The organism is Rhodococcus sp. 05-2255-1e, from assembly GCF_002259025.1.
Lineage (GTDB): Bacteria > Actinomycetota > Actinomycetes > Mycobacteriales > Mycobacteriaceae > Rhodococcoides > Rhodococcoides fascians.
This window is the reverse complement of record NZ_NOZE01000009.1, coordinates 745,987-770,198: the sequence shown is the minus strand read 5'-3', so window position 1 is coordinate 770,198 and position 24,212 is coordinate 745,987. Positions and strand designations below refer to the sequence as shown.

General features: G+C 65.1%; 22 protein-coding genes. 8 read left to right on the top strand and 14 right to left on the bottom strand.

What is annotated here, in order from left to right:
- Nucleotides 1-127 precede the first annotated feature (127 nt).
- Together CH262_RS07075 and CH262_RS07070 are read left to right on the top strand one after the other, a co-directional pair.
- Nucleotides 128-1,150, top strand: a complete 1,023-nt coding sequence (locus CH262_RS07075; protein WP_094717276.1) for an alpha/beta hydrolase — start codon at nt 128-130, stop codon at nt 1,148-1,150.
- A gap of 36 nt (nt 1,151-1,186) precedes the next feature.
- Nucleotides 1,187-2,152, top strand: a complete 966-nt coding sequence (locus CH262_RS07070; RefSeq protein ID WP_094652021.1) for a glucosyl-3-phosphoglycerate synthase — start codon at nt 1,187-1,189, stop codon at nt 2,150-2,152.
- Between the two features lie 175 nt (nt 2,153-2,327).
- Here the strand turns inward: CH262_RS07070 and CH262_RS07065 are convergent, their stop codons facing one another.
- From CH262_RS07065 to CH262_RS07020, 10 genes are all read right to left on the bottom strand, one after another.
- Nucleotides 2,328-3,917 (bottom strand): AMP-binding protein, encoded by a 1,590-nt coding sequence (locus CH262_RS07065; protein ID WP_032365199.1) that lies wholly within the window; start codon nt 3,915-3,917, stop codon nt 2,328-2,330.
- 99 nt (nt 3,918-4,016) lie between these two features.
- A complete protein-coding gene (locus tag CH262_RS07060) occupies nt 4,017-5,285 on the bottom strand; it encodes an ABC transporter permease (protein WP_027498372.1) in 1,269 nt (422 codons plus the stop codon).
- Nucleotides 5,282-6,502, bottom strand: a complete 1,221-nt coding sequence (locus tag CH262_RS07055; protein WP_094717275.1) for an ABC transporter permease — start codon at nt 6,500-6,502, stop codon at nt 5,282-5,284. The genes CH262_RS07060 and CH262_RS07055 overlap by 4 nt, the downstream gene beginning before the upstream one ends.
- Nucleotides 6,495-7,997: an ABC transporter ATP-binding protein gene (locus tag CH262_RS07050; RefSeq protein WP_094717274.1), complete on the bottom strand. Its 1,503-nt coding sequence runs from the start codon at nt 7,995-7,997 to the stop codon at nt 6,495-6,497. Before CH262_RS07050 ends, CH262_RS07055 begins: the two co-directional genes overlap by 8 nt.
- Nucleotides 7,998-8,015: 18 nt before the next feature.
- Nucleotides 8,016-9,107, bottom strand: coding sequence for a BMP family lipoprotein (locus CH262_RS07045; protein WP_256988720.1), 1,092 nt, complete (start codon nt 9,105-9,107; stop codon nt 8,016-8,018).
- 77 nt (nt 9,108-9,184) lie between these two features.
- Complete coding sequence (locus CH262_RS07040; RefSeq protein ID WP_094717272.1) at nt 9,185-10,615, bottom strand: nucleobase:cation symporter-2 family protein; 1,431 nt, start codon at nt 10,613-10,615, stop codon at nt 9,185-9,187.
- Nucleotides 10,616-10,672: 57 nt separating this feature from the next.
- The gene (locus tag CH262_RS07035; RefSeq protein WP_032369782.1) at nt 10,673-11,179 is read right to left on the bottom strand and encodes a YbjN domain-containing protein; all 507 of its coding nucleotides are present in this window, start codon (nt 11,177-11,179) and stop codon (nt 10,673-10,675) included.
- The gene (gene mshA / locus CH262_RS07030; protein WP_032365422.1) at nt 11,176-12,504 is read right to left on the bottom strand and encodes a D-inositol-3-phosphate glycosyltransferase; all 1,329 of its coding nucleotides are present in this window, start codon (nt 12,502-12,504) and stop codon (nt 11,176-11,178) included. The genes CH262_RS07035 and mshA overlap by 4 nt, the downstream gene beginning before the upstream one ends.
- A 67-nt stretch (nt 12,505-12,571) precedes the next feature.
- Nucleotides 12,572-13,420: an alpha/beta fold hydrolase gene (locus CH262_RS07025; protein ID WP_094643916.1), complete on the bottom strand. Its 849-nt coding sequence runs from the start codon at nt 13,418-13,420 to the stop codon at nt 12,572-12,574.
- Between the two features lie 11 nt (nt 13,421-13,431).
- Nucleotides 13,432-14,733 (bottom strand): ROK family transcriptional regulator, encoded by a 1,302-nt coding sequence (locus CH262_RS07020; protein WP_094717271.1) that lies wholly within the window; start codon nt 14,731-14,733, stop codon nt 13,432-13,434.
- Nucleotides 14,734-15,066: 333 nt separating this feature from the next.
- Here CH262_RS07020 and CH262_RS07015 point away from each other — a divergent pair, with 333 nt between their 5' ends.
- A complete protein-coding gene (locus CH262_RS07015; protein ID WP_032386178.1) occupies nt 15,067-15,822 on the top strand; it encodes an SDR family NAD(P)-dependent oxidoreductase in 756 nt (251 codons plus the stop codon).
- Between the two features lie 59 nt (nt 15,823-15,881).
- On the opposite strand, the gene CH262_RS07010 is transcribed toward CH262_RS07015, so the two are convergent.
- The 3 genes from CH262_RS07010 to CH262_RS07000 form a co-directional block, all read right to left on the bottom strand.
- A complete protein-coding gene (locus CH262_RS07010) occupies nt 15,882-17,156 on the bottom strand; it encodes a L,D-transpeptidase (RefSeq protein WP_371831577.1) in 1,275 nt (424 codons plus the stop codon).
- 86 nt (nt 17,157-17,242) lie between these two features.
- Nucleotides 17,243-18,793 (bottom strand): MBL fold metallo-hydrolase, encoded by a 1,551-nt coding sequence (locus tag CH262_RS07005; protein ID WP_027498380.1) that lies wholly within the window; start codon nt 18,791-18,793, stop codon nt 17,243-17,245.
- Nucleotides 18,794-18,854: 61 nt separating this feature from the next.
- Nucleotides 18,855-19,871: a UDP-N-acetylmuramate dehydrogenase gene (locus CH262_RS07000; RefSeq protein ID WP_094715090.1), complete on the bottom strand. Its 1,017-nt coding sequence runs from the start codon at nt 19,869-19,871 to the stop codon at nt 18,855-18,857.
- Nucleotides 19,872-19,929: 58 nt separating this feature from the next.
- Here CH262_RS07000 and CH262_RS06995 point away from each other — a divergent pair, with 58 nt between their 5' ends.
- From CH262_RS06995 to CH262_RS06980, 4 genes are all read left to right on the top strand, one after another.
- Entirely contained in the window at nt 19,930-20,439 is a 510-nt protein-coding gene (locus CH262_RS06995; RefSeq protein WP_032365188.1) for a DUF2505 domain-containing protein, read from the top strand.
- A 78-nt stretch (nt 20,440-20,517) separates the two neighbouring features.
- Nucleotides 20,518-21,021, top strand: a complete 504-nt coding sequence (locus tag CH262_RS06990; protein ID WP_032381240.1) for a DUF2505 domain-containing protein — start codon at nt 20,518-20,520, stop codon at nt 21,019-21,021.
- Nucleotides 21,022-21,100: 79 nt separating this feature from the next.
- A complete protein-coding gene (locus tag CH262_RS06985; protein ID WP_032386176.1) occupies nt 21,101-21,796 on the top strand; it encodes a methylase in 696 nt (231 codons plus the stop codon).
- A 26-nt stretch (nt 21,797-21,822) separates the two neighbouring features.
- Nucleotides 21,823-22,764, top strand: coding sequence for a GNAT family N-acetyltransferase (locus tag CH262_RS06980; protein WP_179274502.1), 942 nt, complete (start codon nt 21,823-21,825; stop codon nt 22,762-22,764).
- A gap of 3 nt (nt 22,765-22,767) precedes the next feature.
- On the opposite strand, the gene CH262_RS06975 is transcribed toward CH262_RS06980, so the two are convergent.
- Nucleotides 22,768-23,355 (bottom strand): type IV toxin-antitoxin system AbiEi family antitoxin domain-containing protein, encoded by a 588-nt coding sequence (locus CH262_RS06975; protein WP_032365186.1) that lies wholly within the window; start codon nt 23,353-23,355, stop codon nt 22,768-22,770.
- Between the two features lie 110 nt (nt 23,356-23,465).
- On the opposite strand from CH262_RS06975, the gene CH262_RS06970 reads away from it, so the two are divergent.
- Complete coding sequence (locus CH262_RS06970) at nt 23,466-24,212, top strand: LmeA family phospholipid-binding protein (protein WP_179274922.1); 747 nt, start codon at nt 23,466-23,468, stop codon at nt 24,210-24,212.

Genomic DNA, 24,212 nt, shown 5'->3' with positions numbered 1-24,212 from the left:
ATCTGTGTCAGAACTGAAGGATCGTCAACATTGTTGTCGACACCAGTGATTCGCATTACCGTCCAAAGGCACATCGCGCTCGCCGGAGATTTGTCGTGCGTGGCTCCCACAATGTCAGGAACCGTTGATGCCCAGTCGATTTCGCCTCGGTCAGGCGACCTTGTCGGCTCTGAGTGTGCTCGCTACCGTCGTCGTTCTCCTATCGATCACGACGGGGTCGGCTTCCGCCGACGCCGTCTCGTCGGTGGTCGGCGTCGAGGGAGTTGCCGACCGACGAGGCATCGTGTGGGTGCATTCGGCAGCCATGGACCGCGATATCCAGCTCGACGTATTTCGGTCGGCGCAGCCCGGTTCACCCACGCTCTATCTACTCAACGGAGCGGCGGGCGGTGACGGGGGAAGCAGCTGGTTCGACCAGACCGACATCGCCGGCTTCTTCGGAGACAAGAACGTCAACGTGGTGGTTCCGCGGGGCGGCGCTGCGAGCTATTACACCGACTGGTTGCACGACGATCCGGTACTGGGCCGAAACATGTGGTCCACCTTCCTCGGTCGCGAACTTCCTCCGGTGATGGATGCTCTGCTCGACGGCAACGGGGCCAATGCGGTCGCCGGTATATCGATGGCAGGCACGTCCGTTCTGCAGTTGGCCATCGCCCATCCCTCGGTGTATCGATCCGTCGCCGCGTTCAGTGGATGCGCACGCACCAGCGACCCGGTGGGTGCCATGTACGTCAGGTCCGTCGTCGAGGCCCGCGGCGGTGGGTCGACCGCCAACATGTGGGGACCACAGGGCAGCGCCGACTGGATTGCCAACGACCCCTACGTCAATGCCGAGGGGCTGCGCGGCATGGCCGTCTACATCTCGTCCGGAACGGGAGCGCCCGGTGCGTTCGACGTGCCGGGCGGCCCCGGTATCGGCAGCGATTACGGCAAGCTCGCCCAACAACTCGCCGTCGGCGCAGTGATCGAAGCGACGACCGATGTGTGCTCGCAACAGATGCAGAAACGGTTGCAGGAGTTGAACATCGAGGCCACCTACAACTTCCGACCCAACGGGACCCATTCCTGGGCCTACTGGCAACAGGATCTGCACGATTCGTGGTCGGTGATCGCACCGTCGTTGGGGCTGCCGACCGGCCCGTCCTGAGCCGTGCACTCCTCGAGCGATGACGAAGGAAAAGCGATGAACCGAACCGACGTTGCGGGCACTCCGGCTCTGGCTGCCACCTGGGCCCGCTCTCCGTGGCCACTGGCAGACATCATCCGGGCCAAACGTGGCCGGACCGTCTCGGTCGTGCTGCCCGCTCTCGACGAGGAAGACACCGTCGCCGGCGTCATCGCCTCGATGACTCCCCATCTGGGCAGCCTGATCGACGAGCTGGTGGTGCTGGATTCGGGGTCGACCGACCGCACCGCGGCGCGGGCCCGCTGCGCCGGTGCCACCGTCGTCTCCAGGGAGGACGCCCTACCCGGCACACCCGTGGTTCGCGGCAAGGGTGAAGCGCTGTGGCGCGGAGTGGCTGCCACCTCGGGCGACCTCGTGGTGTTCGTCGACTCCGATCTGGTCGATCCCGGTTCGCACTTCGTTCCCTCCCTCGTCGGTCCACTGGTCATGTCCGACGACGTCGAGTTGGTCAAAGGCTTCTACCGTCGGCCGCTGACGATCGGTGACACGACCGACGAGGACGGCGGCGGCCGCGTCACGCAGCTGACGGTACGTCCGCTGCTGACGGCGCTTCGGCCCGAACTCGCCGGCGTCTTCCAACCGTTGGGCGGGGAATACGCCGCGACTCGTCGCCTCCTGGAAGCACTTCCGTTCGCCCCCGGCTACGGCGTCGAGATCGGTGTACTGCTCGATACGTGCGACCGGTTGGGTATCGGCGCGATCGGACAGGTCGGACTGGGAACCCGACGGCATCGAAATCGGCCGACGTCGGAGTTGGCGGTCATGAGTCGGCAGATCATCGCCACGATGTTCTCGCGCCTGGGTCTGAGCGATTCCGGAGCCGGGTTCACCACGTTCTCCACCACCGGAACTCAGCTCTCGATGAGCGTGGCACCGTTGTCTCTCGTCGACCGTCCCCCACTGACCACCCTGGACGAATACAACCGCCTCACCCGATGCCCAGCGATGAGTGCACCCGGCTGATTCGAGCGCGGTTCCACGACAACCTCACACCCCTGCTACCGACTGAGCGCCCATGTTTGCCCCCGAGGAGGGTCGCGCGGTCGAGAAAAGGGTGTGCACTATCGAAACGTCTGCGCCACAACACAACACCCCGCCCCACTGAGTGTGGGACGGGGTGTTGTCGTGGAACGGAGTATTACTTTCCGGCCTCCGCTGCCCGCAGATCCTTACGAAGAATCTTGCCGGCCGCAGACTTCGGGACGATGTCGATGAACTCGACGCGTCGAACCTTCTTGTGCGGGGAGACGCGCTCGGCGACGAACGCGATGATGCCCTCTTCGTCGATCGTGGCACCCTGCTGGCGGACGACGAACGCCTTGGGGATTTCCTCGCCCTCGTCGTCGAGAACACCGATGACGGCCGCGTCGGCGATTTCCTCGTGCGTGAGCAGCAGCGCCTCGAGCTCCGCCGGGGGCACCTGGTAGCCCTTGTACTTGATCAGTTCCTTGAGGCGGTCGACGATGTAGACGACGCCCTCGTGGTCGGCGACGGCGATGTCGCCGGTGTGCAGGTAACCGTCGGAGTCGAGGGTCTCCGCGGTGGCGGAGGGATTGTTCAGGTATCCCGCCATCACGTTCGGTCCCTTGACCCACAGCTCGCCCGGCTTGCTCAATCCCTCTGTGGGCAGCTCGATTTCCTCGAGCGTGCCCGGGTCGACGAGCTTGTTCTCGGTGTTGGCCAGTGGCTGGCCCACCGAGCTGAGCGGCATGTCGTCGCGATCGAACGGGATCGCGTGGCTGACCGGGCTGAGCTCGCTCATGCCGTAGCCCTGACGCACCCGCGTGTTCAAGCGCTTGGCGACGGCCTTGCCGAGCTCCTCGTCCAACGGTGCGGCGCCGGAGAAGATGGTGTGCACGCTCGAGAGGTCGTATTGATCGATCATCGGGTGCTTGGCGAGCGCGACGGCCACCGGCGGGGCGATGAACAGGTAGGTCAGCTTCTGGTCCTGGATGATGCGCAGGAACTCGACGAGGTCGAACTTCGGCATCGTGACCAGGTGCGCGCGCAACTTGAGGGCGATGTTGAGCAGCACCGTCAGTCCGTAGATGTGGAAGAACGGCAGCAGCGCCAGGATCGCGTCGTTGCTGTCGATGCCCACGCGCGGTTCCATCTGGGCCACGTTGGCGACGAGGTTGCGGTGCGTGAGGATGACGCCCTTGGGCACACCCGTCGTGCCGGACGAGTACGGCAGCACGGCAACGTGCGTCGCCGGATCGAACGAGACCTCGGGAGCAGGCGCGCCCTGGGTGAGCAGGTCGCGCAGGCTCGGGTGGCCCTCGGCGCCGTCGAGCACGATGACGTGATCGGCGTCGATGCCCACCTTGTCCGCGGCGGCCTTGGCCTGCGGGTACAGCGGGGAGACGGTGAACAGGAACTTCGCGCCCGAGCCGGTGAGCTGCTTGGCGATGTCCTCGGCGGTGTAGAGCGCATTGATCGTCGTCGCAGTTCCGCCGGCACGCAGAATGCCGTGCAGCACCGACGCGAATGCGGGGACGTTCGGCGAATGCAGTCCGACGACGTCGCCGACCTCGAGCCCACGGGCAGCGAGCGCCCCGGCGATCGCGTCGACCTGGCCGATCAGGCTCTTGTAGGTGGTGACGTCACCCGACGTGCCGTCGATGAGCGCAGGCTTGTCCAGATCGGACTCGGCGATGGACCCGAACAGGAAGTCGTAGACGCTCAGATTCGGGATCTCGACGTCGGGAAAGGGACTGCGGAAGCTCATGGCTCTCCTTCGAAAAACTGCGGCAACAATGATCGAACCTTACAGTGAAAGCGGTCACATCGGACAGCGACCCTACCGCTGAGTCAGATGGCGAAACCGTCAACTCCTGGACGCGTACGGTTTGCCCGCCGCTGCTGGTCCTCGCACGTGGCCCACCAAACCGGCGACGGCGAAAATGGTGACCACGTACGGCAGCATCAGCATGAACTCGCTCGGCACCGGGGACCCGATGATGCCCAGTACGTTCTGCAGATTCGACGCGAATCCGAACAGCAATGCGGCCAGGGTTGCACGCACCGGATCCCATCGGCCGAAGATGACCGCGGCGAGTGCGATGTAGCCGGCACCTGCGGTCATCTCCTTGCCGAAGGCTCCGACGGACCCGAGCGTGAAATACGCACCGCCGAGCCCGGCGATGGCACCGGCGAGGCAGACGTTCCAGAACCGCGTTCGGGCGACGTTGATCCCGACGGTGTCGGCGGCTTGCGGATGCTCGCCCACGGCACGCAGTCGCAGACCCCACTTGGTGTGGAACAGACCGAAGAACACCAGGGCCACGGCGATGTACATCAGGTACACGATGAGCGTCTGCCGAAAGAGCACCGGCCCGAGGATCGGAATCTGCGAGAGCACCGGAATGTCGATGCGGGCGAAGCGCGGTGGTGAGTTGAGCGTTTCGGCGTTCTTGGTGAGCACCACCGAGTACAGGAAGCTCGTCAGTCCGACGACGAGCACGTTGAGCACCACACCGACGATGACCTGATTGACGAAGTAGCGAATCGAGAACACGGCCAGCAGAGACGCCGTCAGTGCGCCTGCGACCAGAGCGGCGAGCAAGGCCACGTAGGTCGAACCGGTGATCGACGCGACGACGGCGCTGACGAAAGCCCCTGCCAGCAGCTGCCCCTCGATGGCGATGTTGATGACGCCGACACGCTCGGAGATCACTCCGCCCATCGCACCGAAGATCAGCGGTGTGCTCAAAGCGACTGCGCCGATGAGCAATCCGGGTACGGGGATCGTCTCCCCGTCCGCGGCCCACGCGAGAAATCCGAATACGAACAGCACTGCGAACACGGCGAGCAGCCACAGCGGCGTCGACCGGTAACGCGACGCCAACAGGGCCGCGTAGCCGGTGATGACGGCCAGCAATACGACCACGACCAGGCCGGCACCGTACGACGGTACGCCGACGGCGGGCAGTGCGAAGAAGTCGTCTTCCGAGGCCAGCGCGAATGTACTGGTTCCTGAGCCTTTTCGGACCACGAACAGCACCAACGCCAGCAGTGTCACGACCCCGAGGATCGTGGGCACCTTCCAACTACGACCGAGGACCGTCTCTGCGGGTGAGTCGACGGAGGTGGTCACAGTGCACCCACCTTCGCGGTCTCGGCTTTGGCGAGTTTCTCTTCACCGGGTTTGGGCAATCGGAACACCGCTCGCACCAACGGCGGTGCGGCGATGAACAGCACGATCACCGACTGCACGACGAGCACGATGTCGATGGGTACGCCCTCGGCCGCCTGCATGGCGAACCCGCCGGCCTTGAACGCGCCGAACAGGATTCCCGCGAAGAAGACGCCCCACGGTTTGGATCTCCCGAGCAGGGCCACGGTGATGGCGTCGAATCCGATACCGGCGTCGATGTCGGCACTGAAGCCGGTGGTGACCGTACCGAGCACCTGCGCTACACCGGCCAGGCCGACGAGAGCTCCGGACAGGATCATCGCGTAGAGGTAGATGCGGTTGACGTTCATTCCGGCGACGCGGGACGCGTGCGGGTTCTCACCGACGGCACGGAATCGGAATCCGAGGCTCGATCGTTCGAGCAGCCACCACACCGTGACCGTCACGAGGATGACCAGCACGAACCCGAGATGCAGGTTGTACTTGTCGCCGAACAGCTTCGGGAACACGGCCGTCGATTCGATGGGGGGCGTCTTCGGATTGTTCGATCCCGGAGCCTGCAACGCACCGGGAGTACGCAGCAGGTACGAGATGAGATAGAACGCAACGTAATTGAGCATGATCGTGACGATCACCTCGTGGGCACCGGTGCGGGCCTTGAGGAATCCGGCGATGCCGCCCCAGACCGCGCCGCCGACAACGCCTGCGACAACGGCCACCAGCAGATGGATGCCGGCAGGCAGGCTCACCCCGAAACCGACCCAGCCCGCGCATGCGGCGGCGATCAGCATCTGGCCACGACCACCGATGTTGAACATACCGACCCGAAAGGCAAGGGCCACACCGAGTCCGGCGACGATGAGCGGTGTCGCGAACGTCAACGTCTCGGTCAACGGCCGGATGCCGTTCTCGAACCCCGGACGACGGAAGTTGTACACCGCCCCCTGGAACAGCGACGAATACGCGCCGGACACCGAATCCCAGATCGCCGTCAGCATGTCCGACGGACGGGAGAAGAAGTAGCCTGCCGATTCCTGGACGCCGGAGTTGGTCGCGGCAATGAGGACGGCACCGACGATCAGCGCAAGCAACACCGCGAGAACCGAGATGATCGCACTGCCGGTGAAGATCTGCCGAAGCACGACATGAGCTTTCGACGGCTGCTCGGTCTCACTCACCGCGCTCGCCGCCCATCATCAATCCGAGTGTTTCGCGGGACGTATCCCCGGGGACGATTCCCACGATTGCTCCTCGATACATGACGGCTATGCGGTCGGCCAGTGCGGCGACCTCGTCCAGTTCGCTCGACACCACGATGACCGGGATCCCCGAATCCCGGGTGGCGACGATGCGCTTGTGTACGAATTCGATGGATCCCACGTCGATTCCGCGAGTGGGCTGCGCGGCGACGAACAGTCGCAGATTGCGGCTCAGTTCGCGTGCGAGTACCACCTTCTGCTGGTTACCACCGGAGAGGCGTCCGACGGCGGTTCCGATTCCCGGTGCCCGCACATCGAATTCGGTCAGTTTCTCCGACGCGAACGTGTCGAGATACTCCCGCTGTACCGCTCCGCGCCGCACGAACGGCTCGCTGATGGAGCGGTCGAGCATCAGGTTCTCGGCAATCGAGAACTCCCCCACCAGGCCGTCGACGGTCCGGTCCTCGGGCACGAACCCGACGCCGGCGTCGAGCACCTGCTGAACTGTCGCCCCGACGAGCGAGCGACCGTCGAGGGCGATCTTTCCGGATACGTTCTCCTGCAAGCCGAGTAGCGCCTCGACGAACTCCGTCTGGCCGTTGCCCTGCACGCCGGCGATGGCGAGGATTTCTCCCGCGGCGACCTCGAGACTGATGTCGTCGACGGTCTTGTTGCCCTGGGCGTCGAACACCGACAGGTTCTCGACGACCAATGCTGCAGCACCCGGCTCGGCCGGTTCCTTCGAAACGGTCAGCTGCACATCACGTCCCACCATCAACGCGGCGAGTTCGGTGTTGCCTGCCGTCGGCTTCGCTTCGCCGACGACCTTGCCGAGCCGGATGACGGTGATCTTGTCTGCTACTTCGCGCACTTCACGGAGCTTGTGGGTGATGAACACGATGGTGGTGCCCGACGCCGCAAGTTCCCGCATGATCCGCATCAGATCGTCGGTTTCCTGCGGCGTCAGCACGGCCGTCGGCTCGTCGAACACGAGCACCTTGGCTTCTCGGGAGAGCGCCTTGACGATCTCGACCCGTTGCTGCACGCCGACGGGGAGATCGTCGACGAGAGCATCGGGGTCGAGGTCGAAGCCGAACCTCGCGGATATTTCTCGTACCAGCTTTCGTGCTGCCACGAGGTCGAGTCGTCCACCGAGCGAGGTGGTTTCGTTGCCGAGCACGATGTTCTCGGCCACGGTGAACACCGGAATCAGCATGAAGTGCTGATGCACCATGCCGATTCCTGCAGTCATCGCCTCGCCCGGTCCGGCGAAGTTCTGCTCGACGTCGTCGAGCAGGATCTGGCCCTCCTCGGCGCGGTACAGGCCGCTGAGCACGTTCATCAACGTGGACTTGCCTGCGCCGTTTTCACCGAGGAGGCAGTGGATCTCGCCGGATTCGACCGTCAGATCGATGTGATCGTTGGCGATCAACGAGCCGAATCGTTTGGTTATACCGCGAAGTTCGAGCTTCATATCCCTTTACGACCGGGGCTACTTGGGTGCCGACGGCGATTCGACGGTGATGGACCCGTCGACGATGCCGGCCTTGATCGTGTCCAGTTCGCCCTGCAGCGCGGGGTCGACCTGGGACTCGAAGTCGTGGAACGGCGCGATGCCGACGCCGTCGTTCTCGAGCGTGCCCACGTACGGGCTGTTGTCGAAATTGTCTGCACCGGAGTTGGCCACTACCTCGTCGACACTGGTCTTGAGGCCCTTGGTCACCGAGGTGAGCAGCAGGTCGCCGACCGACGGGTCCGACTCGAAGACGTCGGCGTCCGCACCGATCAGCGCGACCGGACGAGAGGAGTCCCGAATGGCCTGCGCCGCACTCTGATAGATGGGTCCACCGACCGGGAAGATGACGTCGGCGTTCTGGTCGATCAGGCCCTGGGCGGTGTTCTTGGCGACCTCGTTGGCGGTGAATCCACCGGTGAACGAGCCGTTCTGGGAAGGCACGTCCCAGCCGATGACGCGGACTGCCTTGCCCTTCTGCTCGTTGAAGTAGTTCACACCGTCGGCGAAACCGTCCATGAAGATGGTGACGGTCGGCAGCTGCGAGCCGCCGAAGGTGCCGACGACTCCGGTCTTGCTGTAGCTGGCGGCGGCGTAACCGGCCAGGAATGCCGACTGCGACGCGTCGTAGGTCAGCGGCTTGACGTTCGGCAGATCGATCGAGGAGTCGTCGATGATCGCGAAATCGATGTCGGTGTTGGCCTCGGCCGCGACCTTGGTGGCGTCGGCCAGGTCGAATCCGACGGTGACGATCAGGTTGCAGCCCTGATCGACGAGGTTGTTGATGTTGGGGGCGTAGTCGGTGGGCGACGTGGACTCGACGGTGCGCGGCTCGACGCCGAGCTCGCCTGCGGCCTCGGTGAGTCCCTCGAATCCGAGCTGGTTGAACGACTTGTCGTCGAATCCGCCGCTGTCGGAGACCATGCAGGGCAGGAAGTCACTCGAGCCGCCCCCGCCCGATCCTTCGTTCTCGGGTGCGGATCCACAGCCTGCGATCAGGGCAATGGCACCGAGCGACGCGACGCCGCCGAGTGCTGCCTTCCGCGTACTCGTGCGGGTAACGAATGACAAGATGTCCTCCAATATCGATGTGTGTTTCGTCTGTTTCGGGACGGTACTCGCGCGAACCTGGGTGCGCAGGATTTCACTCAGGTATCGGTTTCGGGCGCGACCTTGCCGGGCAAGGTTCCGCCTTTGCCGAGTACCCGTGCTTCGTCCTCGCGCACCATCACTGCCGGGCCCGCGGCGACCACCGATGGATTCGACGGCGTACCGGGCTTGAATACGTTGAAGAATACGTTGAGCACCACTGCGACAATGCTTGCGGCACTGATTCCGGAATGGAACACCGTGACGAACCAGTCCGGGAACTCGTCCCAGAAGTCGCTCGCAACAACAGGAATGAGACCGAAAGCCAAGGTCACCGCCACGATGACGACGTTGGCGTTGTTGTCGTAGTTCACCTTGCCGAGGGTGCGGATTCCACTGGCGGCGACGGTTCCGAACAGGGCGATTCCGGCGCCGCCGAGCACGGGCAGCGGAACCACGCCGACGACCGCCGCGAGAATCGGCGAAAGCCCCAGCAACGCAAGCACGCCGCCGCCCAAGGCGACGACGAAGCGGCTCTTGATGCCGGTCATCGCAACCAGTCCCACGTTCTGTGCGAACGCCGTGGCCGGGAACGTGTTGAAGATGGGGGCGACGGCCGAGGAGACCATGTCTGCGCGCAAACCGTCGCCGACGCGTCGGGAGTCGACGTCGGTTCCGACGACCTCTCCCACGGCCAGGATGTCGGCCGTGGTCTCCACCATCACCACCAGGATCACGATCGTCATCGACACGATCGCGCCGACGGCGAAGATCGGCGAGCCGAAGGCGAACGGGGTGGGCACCGCGACCACCGCGGCGTCCCCGACGCCGCCGAAGTCCGTCTTGCCCACGATCAGTGCTGCGATCGTCCCGACGACGAGCCCGAGCAGGATGGACAGGCGCGAGAGCACCTTGATCTTGGTCATCACCAGCACCGCGAGCAGGGTGAACATCGCCAGTCCGATGTTGCCGGGGTCCAGGTACTCGGGGTTCGGCGCACCGCCCACCATCTCCTGGCCGGTGATCCAGCGTGCGGCGACCGGCATCAGCGACAGCCCGATGACGGTGATGATGCTTCCGGTCACCAGGGGTGGGAAGAAGCGGACGATCTTCGAGAAGAACGGGGCGATGGCCAAACCGATCAGCGCGGCCACCAGGACGGCCCCGAGGACCGTGCGGAGCCCGGTTCTACCGTCCTCGGCGCTGCCGATGATGGTCAGCACCGTCGACACCGATGCAAACGAGATGCCTTGCACCAGCGGCAGTTGCGAGCCGAAGAAGGGCACTCCGACGGTCTGCAGCACGGTCGCGACGCCACTGACGAACAGCGCGCACGAGATGAGCAGCGCTTGATCGGCCCCGGACAGGCCGGCTGCTCCGCCCACGATGATCGGGACGGCGATGACACCGCCGAACATGGACAGAATGTGCTGCATGCCGTAGCCGAACATCTGCACTAGCGGCGGGCGAGTGTCCTCGGGCCTGGTCATGACCTCAGGCTAGGAACCGGACGTTACCAAGGGCAATACCCAGCCGTTTCCGGCGAGTTACGGATGTTCCGGCTCGTCGCTGCTGCCACTGGCCACCAGGTGCTCGAACGCCTTCAGATTCGCGAGCGATTCACCGCGTGACACACGCCAGGCCCATTCGCGCTTGATCGACTCCGCGAAACCCAGCTCGAGCAACACGTTGAAGTCGCCGTCGGCGGCCTCGAGGGTCTGACCGAAGATACGATCGAGTTCGTCACCGTCGACGGCGCGCAACGACATTCGGCCCACCAGGTAGATGTCACCGACCTTGTCGATCGTGTAATGCACTCCGTACAGCCGACGGTTGCGACGCAGCAGGTATTTGTAGACGCCCTCGAAGTTCTCGTCGGGCTTGCGGCAGACGAACGCCTCGATGCGCACCCCGTGGTGTCCGACGGTCACCATCGTCGTCGTCTTCAGTTTGCGTTCCCCGGGCAGTTCGACGGTGAACACCTCGCCGCGCCGCGTGTAGTCCAGTTCGCGGTCCTTCAGGACCCGGTCGATCAGTTCGGCGGTTTCGCTCATGCAGTCACTGCTCCCGATCTGCGCAATTTCGACAATCCTCGGACTCGTCGCGGCGAGAATTCACTCGGTGCCTCGCCTCGATCGAAGTGGAATCGGGCCTGTCGGTAGCTCTCGATCAGGCCGTCCGCGGTGTGTTCCCACGAGAAGTTTCGCGCATGGAGCGGTGCGGCAATTGCCATCTCGGACAACGTCGCTCGATCGACGAGCATCGACGCCAATGCGTCGGCCCAGTCCGCGATTCGGTGTCCCTGCACCAGTCGCCCGGTTTCACCGGATCGCACCGCGACACCGAGCCCGCCGACATCTGCCGCGAGAACCGGTGTTCCACAGGCCTGGGCTTCGATCGCCACCAGACCGAACGATTCGTTGTAGCTCGGCACCGCCACGAGATCGGCGGCTCGGTACACCTGCGCCAGGCGCGCGGACGGCTGCGGCGGCATGAACGTCACGTGCGGGGTGATCCCGAGCGTATCGGCCAGATCGATCAGACTGTCGGGTCGGTCCAACCCGCTGCCGGACGGTCCGCCGACGATCAGGATCCGCAGCGGCATGCTCGGATGTCGTTGCAGCACTTCGGCAGCCGCAGCGACCAGAACGTCGGGGGCCTTGAGCGGTTGGATCCGCCCGACGAACGCGACGACGGCCTCGTCCTGCGAGAGTCCGAGTGCGGCACGTGCAGCCCGCTTGTCTCCCGGATTGTATTGCGCCAGATCGGCTCCCGGGGCAACCACGTCGATCGACTCCTGCCGAGCCCCGTAGATCTCGACGAGCGATTTCGCTTCCTCGGTGGTGTTGGCGATCAATCGATCGGCCTCGGCGACCACCTGCTGCTCACCGATCTGACGGGCCGCGGGCTCGGGTGCATCGCCCTGAGCCAGGGACGCGTTCTTGACGGCGGCGAGGGTGTGCGCCGTGTGCACCAACGGCACTCCCCAGCGATCACGCGCCAACCACCCCACCTGACCCGACAGCCAGTAGTGCGAATGAACCAGGTCGTAGTAGCCGGGCTCGTGCCGAGCTTCCTCGCGGAGCACCCCGGCCGCGAACGCACACAGTTGAGTGGGCAGGTCGTGTTTGTCCAGACCCTCGAACGGCCCCGCGACGATGTTGCGTACCAGCACCCCGGGAGCGGCCTCGACGACCGGCGCGTCGCTCGACGACGTCGCGCGGGTGAATATCTCGACCTCGACGCCGCGTTCGGCCAACTGCTTGGCGCTCTGCAGTACGTAGACGTTCATTCCCCCGGCATCGCCCGTTCCGGGCTGCGCCAGCGGGGAGGTATGCAAGGACAACACAGCGACCCTGTTCAGCCGGCGTCCAGTCACTTCTTCAGCGTGCACGCCTCCACATTACGTCGCCACGTCTGCCGCTTCGCACGGCCTGCGCTTTTGCTCACCCGTCCAGACCGTCGACGAATTCGCTCACCTCGCCGAGAAAGCGCTCGGGATCGGCGACGAACGGGCCGTGGTCGACGCCGTCCCAGTACGACGCGCCGGCTCCGGGAATGAGGTCCGCGGCGTGCCGACCGGCCGAGACATCGACGACGGTGTCGTCGGTTCCGTGCAGCACGAAGGCGGGGACATCGAGGTTGCGCAGCAGCTCGTCGTGGCCGACGGCGCGATCGAACAACGCGGCGCGAACCCTCGGCCGGGTGGACAGGGTCAGCCCGAACAGGGCCTGCGCCTCGGTGCCCTTTCCCTCGACGGGGCCTGTCAACGCATTACCGAAACTACCCAGCGCCTTGATCGCGATACGCGGTTCCTCGGCCATCGCCCCGGGAATTGCCGCCCGCATGGCCGTGCCCACCCGTCCGCCTGCCTCGCCTCTGCCGATACTCGTGATCGCACCCACGAGCACGATGCCCGCGATCGCGTCCGAGCCGTGAGTCGCGAGATAATCGCAGATCACCAGCCCGCCGTACGACCACCCCAGCAGTACTGCGCCTGCGGTGATGTTCTCGGCGTCCAGCACCGCGGCCACGTCCCCGGCCCAGATCTTCGAGTCGTCGTATCCAGTCGCGGGGGCATCGGAGTAACCGTGGCCACGCAGGTCGACGGCAACGACGCGGTAGCGCGAGGACAGATCGGCCAGCAGCCCGTCGCCCCAACACGCCGAACTCTGCGCCCACCCGTGCAGCAGAACCAGCGGTCTCGCCGCCGGGTCACCGGTGACGCGATAGACGATGTTCGTTCCGTCGATGCCGGTGGCCTGCCGAACCGGTCCTGCTGCAGGGGTGCTCATGTGGGGTCAACTTACGCGGCTGCTCGGCGCATCGAGGCCAGTGGATCCGAGTACAGGGAACTGAGCGAAACCACCGTTGCGGCGAACTCCTGCACCCGGTCGCCGAATCCGGTGACCCGAATGTCCCTGCGCGGCAACGTCGAATTGGCCGCGAAGGCCTCCCCCACGTGCGGAATCCCGGCGGGATACGCCGTGAACGCCTGGCCACCGAGTACCACTCGATCCGGATTGAACATGTCGCGTAACAGGGCGACCGTCCGACCCAACGTGACGGCCCGTTCGACGAGCAAGTCCCGGGCCGACTCCGAGCCGTCGGTCGCGGCTCGGTACACGGCGGAGATAGTCGGCCGGGCTCCGCGGGCTACGCTCGCGAAAATTTTGCGGTCGATCGCCGCGGTCACGATCGCGCGATCGCTGACGGCCGCTTCGAGGCAGCCCCGGTTGCCGCAGCTGCACAGCACCGACGAGCCGGTGGGCAGGTGAGCGATCGACCCGGGTCCGCTGGACGGAGTGTGCACGCGGCCGTCGATCGTCAGCGCCATGCCTGCGCTTTCGCGTGCATAGAAGTAGAGCGAGGTGCCGTTGGTGCTCGGCGGAGCAGCGGCGTCCGATACGCGGGGCGCGAGCAGAAGTTCCGACGCCGCCATCGCTTCGACGTGGCCGGAAACAGAGATCGGTAGCCCCAACCCACCGCCGATGACACCCGCCACCTGGGCGTTCTCCCAGCCCAGACGCGGATGATCGACGGTGCCCGTCGTCGTGTCGACACGGCCGCCGAGGGCAACCCCCACCCACAGTGGGGTGCGCCGATGCCATCTGCCGGCGAAGGCCCCGGCGCTGCGGGTGATCGAAGCGAGCGCCGCATCGGCGGACCCGCTCGGCGTGGGAATCTCCACAGCCCCCAGGATCTTTCCGCGCGGGTCACTGACGATGATCCCGGTGACGACGGCACCGATATGGATCCCGATGGTCGAGAACGGCTCGTGATTGACCTCGAACGGCACGCGGGGTCGTCCGATCGCACCGGCGGCCGTGAGGTCCGCGCGCTCGCGCAGCAATCCGACGCCGAGCAGAGCAGACACCTGACGATTGACCGTGGCAATGCTCAAACCCGTTGTGCGCGCCGCACTGTCACGCGAGATCGGGCCCTCGACGCATGCGACCCGCAGTACCGACGCCGCGGGACTGTCGGCAATCCGAAGATCGGGCGCGACGAGCTGGACCCGCGATCGCAGCGGGGTGTGGGAGGTGGACCGCGCCGGCGAGCGCAGCGCGGTGGGGCGAGAGTGGTGGTGCAGCGTGGATACGGACATCCGTCGTGTTCCTCAGCAGTGGAAAACTCTCGTCTCGTGTGCAACGTCGACGAAAGAGCGAAGTGATGCAGGTCAAGGGGTGAGGCAGACCGGGGAGGTCCACGTCACGCGAATCGACTGCCCATAGCGCGAGAAGGCTAGAGACAGGTTCCTTGGCCGAGACAACACAATTCCCGAGGAAGCGGGAGGCGAGACCCGAGGGACGCGGTCACATAGGTGACCCGCATCGCGGTGGTCTCGCTGGCGGACATGAACCCAAAATTAGCACTCGAAGCCCGATTGTCCAATCGGGCCCGTCCGGATGCGCTGTTTCTCCCGAACTAGAATTTCTCCATGACCTCGCCCGAACACTTCGCACCCGATACCCGCATCGCCGTCGTCACCGGAGCGAGTTCCGGCATCGGCGCGGCCACTGCGCGCCAACTCGCCGCCGACGGATTCCACGTCGTCATCGGCGCACGCAGGCTCGACCGCCTCGAAGAACTGGCCTCGGAGATCGGCGGCACCGCCCTGGAACTCGATGTGACGGACGAGGATTCGGTGGCCGCCTTCACCGCCGTCATCCCCCGCGTCGACGTCCTGATCAACAATGCCGGTGGCGCAAAGGGATTGGCCCCGGTGATCGACGCCGACCTCGACGACTGGCGCTGGATGTGGGAGACCAACGTTCTCGGCACACTGCGCGTCACGAAAGCGTTGCTGCCCAAGCTGATCGATTCCGGCGACGGCCTGATCGTCACCATCACCTCCGTCGCGGCATTCGAGGCCTACGACAACGGCTCGGGATACACCTCCGCCAAACATGCTCAGGCCGTACTGCATCGGACGCTGCGCGGCGAGCTGCTCGGCAAGCCGGTGCGGCTGACCGAGGTTGCACCGGGTGCCGTGGAAACCGAATTCTCACTGGTCCGCTTCGACGGCGACGCGGCCAAGGCCGACGCGGTCTACCAGGGCATCACGCCGTTGGTCGCGAGCGACATCGCCGAGGTGATCGGCTTCGTCGCCTCGCGCCCGTCGCACGTCAATCTCGATCAGATCATCATCAAGCCACGCGATCAGGCCGGTCCGGGGCGCTTCTCCCGTAAGTAACCCATGTGAGTGGAACTTCGTAGTGGGCTACGAGGTTCCACTCACATGCGCGCAGCGCTCTACCCAGCGGGCGCAGGTGCCGTTGTCGTCGCGGGTGCCGTTGTCGCAGGCGTCGTCGTAGCTGGTGCCCCGCCGGCAGGGAGCGCCGACATCGACTCCCACGTCGGCCAGTCGATGGCCCAGTCGTACAGGTCACCGTCCGCTGCGGAGAGGTCGATGCGGGTGCCGGTGACCTCCACCGGGTCGCCGTACATCGCCGTACCGAAGTACTGCTGCGCGTCCTCGGTCGAGAGGTTGATACACCCGTTCGTGACGTTCGATGCACCCTGCACGCCGGTGGTCAGTGGGTTGGCGTGGATGAACTCGCCATTGTTGGAGATGCGCACCGCCCAGCGTTCGCGCACGTTCTCGTAGAACGGCGGGTTCGACATCAGGAAGTCCTCGTGCTTCTCGGTGACGACGTGGATGCCGCTGCGGGTGACGTTGCGATCCTCGTTGCCCTCGCCGTAGCTGACGGGAATGTCCATGATCGTCGCGCCGTCGCGCACCACCTGCATGCGGTGGCTGGTGGCGTCGGCGACGACGACCTGGCTGCGTCCGATGCTGAAGTTGAGGGTGACGTCGTCGGCCCCGTAGGCACCGTCGCCGTAGTTCACGCCGTAGAGCTTGGCGTTCACCGAGACCGTCGTGCCGGGCGTCCAGTAGTTGGTGGGACGCCAGTGGATGCGCGAGCCGTTGTCGTCGGGGAACCACGCCCAGGCACCGGGCGTCGGCGGGTTGGTGGTGACGGTCAGCGCCTTCTCGACGGCTGCCTTGTCCTCGATCGCCGAGTCGAACTGCAGGATGATCGGCGCTGCAATGCCGACTTCCTGGCCGTCGCCGATGTTGGTGCTCACCGAGGTGCGGCTGTCCGGTTCGACGGTGGTGAAGCTGCCCTCGATCGGCACGGTCTTGTTGTCCGCGCCGACGGCGGAACCGGACCACGTGTATTTCACCCCGTACCCGAGTGGCTCGGTGACGGCGTAGGACGCCTTGTCGGGTGCCAGTGCCCCCTGAACGACCTTGCCGTCCGGGTTCGTCAACTCGACCTGGGTGAGCGTTCCGTTCGTCACCGACACCGAGATCGGTGCCACCGGGCTGACGTCGGTGGCACCTTCGGCCGGGTTCTGCGTGATCTGCGCGACGGGCGCTGCCTCGGTCGTCGGTGCCGAAGCACCGGGGCTCTTGTCGCCCGATCCGACGGTGCAGCCGGCTACTAACGCAACCAGTGCGACGAGCACGGTGACCAACCACACCATGCGCGTCCGTTTTGTCTGTTCTACCTGCTCATGCACGTTGTCCAACGTACCTGCGTCTGCGAACTACCCCACTTTTCCCACTGTTTTTGGGGGGAGTCTCACAGGGAACCGTCACGAACCGGTCAGAGCTTCTGCGAGCGCAGCTCGTGTCCCTTCGACGTCAGGCAGCGTCCCGAGTCCAGGTTCCAGTCCCAGCCGTGCAGGTTGCAGGTGAGCTTGTTTCCCTCGACGATTCCGAACTTCGTCAGGTCCGCCTTCAGGTGCGGGCAGCGACGTTGAATTTCGTAGCCACCCATCGTGATGGTTGCCGTGTCGTCGTGCGCCTCGGAGAACCAACCGTCCGCGTAGGCGATGCGTTCGTCGGTGAGGCACTTGAAGAACGTGTACAGGAACTCGTTGTACCCGCCGACCCGTCGGGCCCGGAACCGGGTGGACAGGAAGATCGAGTTGACCCAGTCCGGCTCCTGATCACGCACTGCGGTGCGTACGAGTTCTGGCGGGATGGTGAAGCTGTAACGGAATTTCTCGTTCGAGATCGGTTCTCGGACAATCCTTTTCGGGAAGTCCAGCACAACCGTCTCGTCACCCATCGTGATCCCGACGGGGTAGCCGATGCCATCACAGATCAGATCCGTCTGCGCCATGATCGGCTCGAAGAGTCCGCGCAGCGGCTCGAGGAGCGGCTCTCCCTCGGCCGGTGCCCAGCCTGCCTTCTCGGCCGCGATCACCGACGCCTGACGCTGGGCGTAGGCCTCGATGTAATCGGCTTTGCCGGTGGTGAAGATGGCTTCGGCGTCGGCCGTGGGGATGGGATGCTCGTGGGACTTCAGATCCGAACCCTCGAACGTGGCCGTCGTGCCCGGAATCATCAGCAAACCCTTGTCGTGCCCGTGCAGGCGCATCTGCTCGAGAAACACCATCTGGTCCGGGAACACGTTGGCCGGGTCGCCGTAGACGTCGTTGAGCGAGCGCAGTTCGTCATCGAGGAAACACGGCGGGCCCGCCGACGGAATGACCCAGGTGGAGCCAACCTGCTCGATGTACTGACGCGCACGATCCATCTGTCGCTGACGTTTCTGGATACCGAAGTTCCGCTTCGCACGCGAGACCATGTCGTAGACCATCGGGTACCAGATCGCGCCCGAATACTGCAGCATGTGGACGTCGACGGGACCGAACTGCTCGGTCATCATGTCCAGGTCCACCGGCCGCGCGTCGTTCATGTTGAACGCGACTGTCTTCCCGTCGGACACCACCAGGCCCGAGTCGCCGATCGGGCCGTCGGCAGGCGCGCGGAGCGCGATGATCATGATGTCGAGATCGCCCTTGGGCCCGGTCAGCGTGTGCTTGACCGAGTCGGTGGTCTCGTAGAACTTGTGGAAGCCGAGCTTCTCCAGCTCGTGCTTGAGATCGAGCACCGGGTAGTCCGGCAGCAGGACCGTCGCGTCCTTGTTGACGTGTTCGGCCAGGTTGCGGGGATCGAAGTGATCCTTGTGCAGGTGCGAGACGTAGAGGTAATCGCAATCACCCAACTCGTCCCAGTCCAGGCCCGAGTTGTCGGGGAAAGGGAACCACGACGCGTAGAAGGACGGGTTCACCCACGGATCGCACAGGATGCTCCCCGCCTCGGTCCGAATATGGAATCCCGCGTGCCCCACGCTGGTGACCTGCACTGACTTACCTCCTACGAGCCGAACTCTCGAATCTCCATCGTATGCGCCGTTTCGAGCGTCCCTAACCCAGAGCGCAGTTGACGAGGTCACACTCGGGGGTCAGCGTGACCCCGAACTTCTCTCGCACACCGTCTCGGACGTGCGCGGCAAGAGCCATGATGTCCGACGCGGTGGCCCCGCCCCGGTTGGTGATCGCGAGTACATGTTTGGTCGACAGGGCCGCAGTACCGCGGCCGAACTCGGTGCCGTAGCCCCGCGGGAATCCCGAGTTCTGAATGAGCCAGGCGGCCGGAATCTTCGTGCCGGCCGGATCGGGGAAGCTCGGCGCGTGGGTTGCCTGCTCCGGCACCTCCGGCAACACCGGGTTGAGGAAGAACGACCCCACGCTCCACGTGTCGTGATCGGCCGCATCCAGCACCATTCCCCGCTCACCGCGCAGCGCGAGCACTGCTGCGCGTACGTCGGGCACCGGAACGACGTCGCCGATCTGCACATCGAGCCGCTCCGACAACGCCGCGTAGCGCACCGGCAGCGATTCGGTGGTCTTCTTCAGCGCGAACGTCACGTCCAGAATCACGTAGCGCGACGATCGCTTGAACACCGACGACCGATGCGTTCCGAATCCGCACTGCTCGGGCGTCCACACCGAGGTCTCCTGCGTCTGCCGGTCGTAGACGGTGAGGCTGTGCAGCAATTCCGACGTCGACGCACCGTAGGCCCCGACGTTCTGAATCGGCGTCGCGCCGGTCGTTCCAGGAATCCCCGACAGCGCTTCCATACCGGACAGCCCGGCATCGATCGTCGCTTCTACGACGGCATCCCACTCGACACCGGCGTCGACGGTCACCCGCTCGCCGTCGATCTCCAACCGCGAGCCGGTCACCCGAACCACCCGGCCGTCGAACCCGTCGTCGCCGACGACCAGGTTGGATCCGCCGCCGATGACCAGCACATCCGTCCCTGCACGGTCCGCGTCACGCACCAGAGAGACCAACTCGTCAGCGTTCGTCGCGACGGTGAATTCACGGGCTGGGCCGCCCACCCGGATGGTGGTGAGTTCGGAAATTGCAGTAGGCACGGACTCTCACGCTACCGGTCGCGCACGAACGTCCTCAGTCACCCGGTAACCTGCGGGGATGCCTCGCCCTATTGAGCACAGCTCGACTGTGCCCGCCTCCGCCGACAAGGTCCACGCAGCGCTGACGTCCGAGCAGTACTGGAAGGACCGCATCGAGCAGATCGGCGGCCCCGGTGCCAGCTTGAAGAGCGTCACCGTCGGCGACGGCACCATCGACGTCGTCATGACCCAGTCGGTCCCCGAAGAAGAGCTGCCGTCCGCGGTCACCGCCTTCAAGAAGGGCGACCTCATCATCGAACGCACCGAGAGCTGGGGACAGTTCGACGGCACCCACGCCGCGGGCACCTTCGGAGCCACCGTCGAAGGAGCACCCGCGCGCATCACCGGCACCACCACCCTCGACGGCAAGGGCGAGACGACCACCGTCGCTCTGGCCGGCACCACCGAGGTCAAGGTCCCCATCTTCGGCGGGAAGATCGAAGCGATGATCAGCGAGCAGGTCCTCGCCCTCATCGACAACGAGCAGGACTTCACCGGTAACTGGATCGCCGCGCAAGCAAGCAGCTGAGCCTGGTCGTTCCGCAGGCTCCACTCCTGGGTAACCTGGTCGCTCCGCAGGCTCCGCTCCTGGGTAACCTGGCGCACTATGGCTCGCCGAATGAACTACTCTGCCCGGTTCACCCACTCGACGCAGCAGGTCTATGCAGCGCTGTCCAGTCGCGAGCACTGGGACGCGCGCATCGAGGAGATGCGTAAGTATTCGGAGAACGAGCTGAAGAGCTTCGAGGTGTCCGACGCCGGAATCGACATCGTGATGCACCACGTCATCCCCCGTACCGAACTGCCCGACATCGCACAGACGGTGATGAAGAAAGACATGGTCATCACCCGCAACGTGCATTTCGACGCGTACGGGGAAACCACTGCGGGGCACTACGACGCGTCGATTCCGGCCGGACCCGGCTCGCTGAAGGGCACCACGTCACTGTTCCCCACCAACGGTGGCTCGACGCTGCGCACGTCCTCCGAGGCCAAGGTGTTCCTGCCGTTCATCGGCGGCAAACTCGAGCAACTGATGCTCGTCAACCTGATCGACCTGTGGCGCGGCGAGGGCGAAGTGACCGCCGACTGGCTCGAGAAGAACGCCTAGCCCACTGAAAGGGCCTGAAGGCGTCATCACCCGCGGCACCACCGGTATCAATCGGTTGCGTCGCAGCGACCGGTGGTTGATGCACGATCCCGATGTCCGACGCGTCCTGCGCGAATCACCGGACCCCCTCGTCGTCGACCTCGGGTACGGGGCGATGCCGAACACGACTCTCGAACTCGCGGGCCGACTTCGCACCGTCAGGCCCGATCTCCGAGTCACCGGTCTGGAAATCGATCCCGCGCGGGTGGTCGAAGGAAGCGGCGGCGTCGAATTCGCCCGTGGCGGCTTCGAGTTGGCCGGACTGCGACCGAATCTGGTGCGGGCCTTCAACGTGCTGCGGCAATATCCCGAGGACGCGGTTCCCGGTGCCTGGCACCGCATTCTGTCGGGCCTGGCACCCGGCGGCCTGTTGGTCGACGGCACCTGCGACGAACTCGGTCGACGCTGCGCGTGGGTGCTGCTCGACGCCGATGGGCCACGATCTCTGACTCTGGCCTGGGACCCGTTCGATGTCGAGATGCCGTCGGACATCGCGGAGCGGCTTCCGAAAGTGTTGATACACCGCAACATCGAGGGCGAGCTGATCCACGATGTGCTGCGCCGCGCCGACCGCGCGTGGTCGGTCTCGGCACCACTGGCCCCGTTCGGCCCCCGGTTGCGTTGGCGGGCGGCATTGAAAGTGCTTGCAGAGCAAGGACTCCCGGTCGCACTCCCCCGCCGCCGCATGCGAGACAACGTGCTCACAGTGCCCTGGTCGACGGTCGCCCCGACGTGACCGATCCTGCTGCGAAGGAAATGCGCATGAACACACCTGACGCTCTCACGGTGAGGCCGTGTGTGCGCGACGACCTCGAAATACTCGAGCAGTGGCGCACTGTGGAGCCAGTCGAGTGGGTCGATTCGACTCGCCTCCACGAGGACATGGCGTCGGGCAATTACCGGTTCGAGTGGACATGGCTGGCCGAACGCGCCGGCCGTCCGGTCGGGCGCGCGGTGTGGTGGGGCCGTTCCGACGCAACGAGCCCGGTCACCCTCGACTGCTTGTCGGTCGCCCCGGACGAGGAGAGACCGGACGACGTCGGCGCTGCCCTGGTCGGTGCCGCCCGTGCAGCGTTCGATCACAGCATCGCATTGGAGTTCAATGTCGATGTGCCGGTAGGGAACTCGATGGACGATTCCCTGCCGCGGGCGTTGGCGTGGCGCGCATCGGCTGCGTACGGAGGCGGATTCACCCGCACGACCGAACGCGTCTCGTTCGCCCGGACGGCTGACGCCCCGCAGCCCGAGACGTCGACCCGACTGCACTTCTCGGCGGGCACCGATGCAGAATTCCTCGAGGTGTTCGAAGCCGTCGCAGCCGGAAGCCTCGACTCCCATACTCGAGAGATGGTCGCCGAGCACGGCGTCGCCGCACTCGCCGCGGACGATCTCGTCTTCTATGGTTCGCTACCGGGGCGGCGGGAGTCCTGGCAGATCGCCGGCCGACTCGACGGCACGACGGTGGGCTTCGTCGTCCCGACCAGAAATGCCTACGACGCGGCCATTAGCTATCTCGGGGTGCTCCCCGAGCATCGTGGTCAGGGCTATGTCGACGATCTACTGTCCGAGATGGTCCGGATACACCACGACGACGGGCAGCACCGCATAGTCGGAACCACCGATGCAGCAAACGCACCCATGCGAGCAGCCTTCGAGCGCGCAGGCTTCGTCGTCACCCGCACCCGTATCGTGCACGCGGGCTAGCGATCACGTACAGGCGGACAGTGCCAGTTCGACGCGTTCGGCCACTCGATCGGTGCTGCTGCCGGCCTCGGAGTACAGCGCCTGCGGGTCGACGCGACCGATAGCCACGGCGTCGCCCACCACCTCGTCGAGGGTGATCTGCGAGATGCCACCTGCGGCGAGGTCGAGGACCGTGCGTACGGGAGTGGTGATGTTGAACGTGCCGGCCGATTCGACGTCACGCGGCTCGAGCCGCAGTCGATGCACTGCCAGGCGAGTGTCGGTGAGTCGTAGGTCTCCGAACGCGCAGAGATGTACGAACTGCGGGTGCAGGTGTCCGAAACCGTGCAATTCGGCGGCGCTCTGGTGTGAGATCACTGCCTCGCCGCCGAACCACGCGCACCACATAGCGAACACTTCGAGTTCGCTGTGCGGCCACTGCCCGAGCCGAAACAGGTTGCGCTCGACGCGAGTCCACGTGGCCGTCGCCAGGTTGACGCGCACCATCGCAGAGTCGAAGCCGAGTTCACCGGCCTGTTCGGCGGTGAAGTAGCCGTCCTGCCGGGTAGCGAGCGAGTGCAGCTCCTGCACACTCGGTCCTATCGTGCTCATGCAGCAAGAGTACGTCAGAATGTGTTACACATCACAAACTTTCGAATCGAATCCCCGGACTCGGCGAGTTTCACAGAGCTTGCTCAGAAACTTCGGGAAGACTGCCGGGAATGACATCCTCAGCCAGGCGCAGCACAGTACCGCTGATCGCAGTCTCCGTTGTTGTCGTCCTCCTCGTCGCCGTCATCGGCGGAGAACTGTTCGTTCGGCAGCAGATAAAATCCTGCCTCGCCGGCCAGCTCGAGTCCGAGCTGGGCAGCCAGGTGGAGGTGGGTCTCGGCTTCAAGCCGGTCTTGCTGTCCTTGGTCGACAAGAAGGTCTCGTCGGTGACCGTCGACAGCGACGATGCTCGATTCGGCCCGGCCGAGGGCATGGTCGTGCACGCCGAGGCGAACGATCTGAACCTGACCCAAAGCGCCGACTCGGGCGGCACCATCGGTAGCTCGAGTGCCGACATCTCGTGGTCGACCGACGGCATCACCCGCACCCTGCAGAGCCAGGGCATCGGTGCCATCGTCTCCGGGGTCACGTCCGACGCGTCGGCGGGCACCCTGGAGTTCGCCGTCGGCGCGCTTGCGAAGCTGACCGTCAAGCCGCAGGTCACGGGCGGCAAGGTCGACGTCCAAACCGTCGACGCATCGATTCTGGGCCTGGGAATCCCCACCGATCTGGTCGATTCCGTCGTCGGCGTGCTCACCGACAGCCTGCAGGCGTACCCGCTGGACATGGCTCCGACGTCGCTGACCGTCACCGACTCCGGCATCGAACTCGCCCTCGAAGGCGGCCAGTACACCATCCCGGCCAACCAGCAGAACCAGAATCAGCAGACGCCCGAGGGTTGCTCCCTGGTTGCGTAA

Excerpts from the sequence above, each read along its gene's own strand:
- CH262_RS07075 (WP_094717276.1), top strand. The coding sequence starts at position 128 with ATGCCCAGTCGATTTCGCCTCGGTCAGGCGACCTTGTCGGCTCTGAGT.
- CH262_RS07070 (WP_094652021.1), top strand. The coding sequence starts at position 1,187 with ATGAACCGAACCGACGTTGCGGGCACTCCGGCTCTGGCTGCCACCTGG.
- CH262_RS07065 (WP_032365199.1), bottom strand. The coding sequence starts at position 3,917 with ATGAGCTTCCGCAGTCCCTTTCCCGACGTCGAGATCCCGAATCTGAGC.
- CH262_RS07050 (WP_094717274.1), bottom strand. The coding sequence starts at position 7,997 with ATGAAGCTCGAACTTCGCGGTATAACCAAACGATTCGGCTCGTTGATC.
- CH262_RS07040 (WP_094717272.1), bottom strand. The coding sequence starts at position 10,615 with ATGACCAGGCCCGAGGACACTCGCCCGCCGCTAGTGCAGATGTTCGGC.
- CH262_RS07035 (WP_032369782.1), bottom strand. The coding sequence starts at position 11,179 with ATGAGCGAAACCGCCGAACTGATCGACCGGGTCCTGAAGGACCGCGAA.
- CH262_RS07025 (WP_094643916.1), bottom strand. The coding sequence starts at position 13,420 with ATGAGCACCCCTGCAGCAGGACCGGTTCGGCAGGCCACCGGCATCGAC.
- CH262_RS07020 (WP_094717271.1), bottom strand. The coding sequence starts at position 14,733 with ATGTCCGTATCCACGCTGCACCACCACTCTCGCCCCACCGCGCTGCGC.
- CH262_RS07015 (WP_032386178.1), top strand. The coding sequence starts at position 15,067 with ATGACCTCGCCCGAACACTTCGCACCCGATACCCGCATCGCCGTCGTC.
- CH262_RS06995 (WP_032365188.1), top strand. The coding sequence starts at position 19,930 with ATGCCTCGCCCTATTGAGCACAGCTCGACTGTGCCCGCCTCCGCCGAC.
- CH262_RS06990 (WP_032381240.1), top strand. The coding sequence starts at position 20,518 with ATGGCTCGCCGAATGAACTACTCTGCCCGGTTCACCCACTCGACGCAG.
- CH262_RS06985 (WP_032386176.1), top strand. The coding sequence starts at position 21,101 with ATGCACGATCCCGATGTCCGACGCGTCCTGCGCGAATCACCGGACCCC.
- CH262_RS06980 (WP_179274502.1), top strand. The coding sequence starts at position 21,823 with ATGAACACACCTGACGCTCTCACGGTGAGGCCGTGTGTGCGCGACGAC.
- CH262_RS06975 (WP_032365186.1), bottom strand. The coding sequence starts at position 23,355 with ATGAGCACGATAGGACCGAGTGTGCAGGAGCTGCACTCGCTCGCTACC.
- CH262_RS06970 (WP_179274922.1), top strand. The coding sequence starts at position 23,466 with ATGACATCCTCAGCCAGGCGCAGCACAGTACCGCTGATCGCAGTCTCC.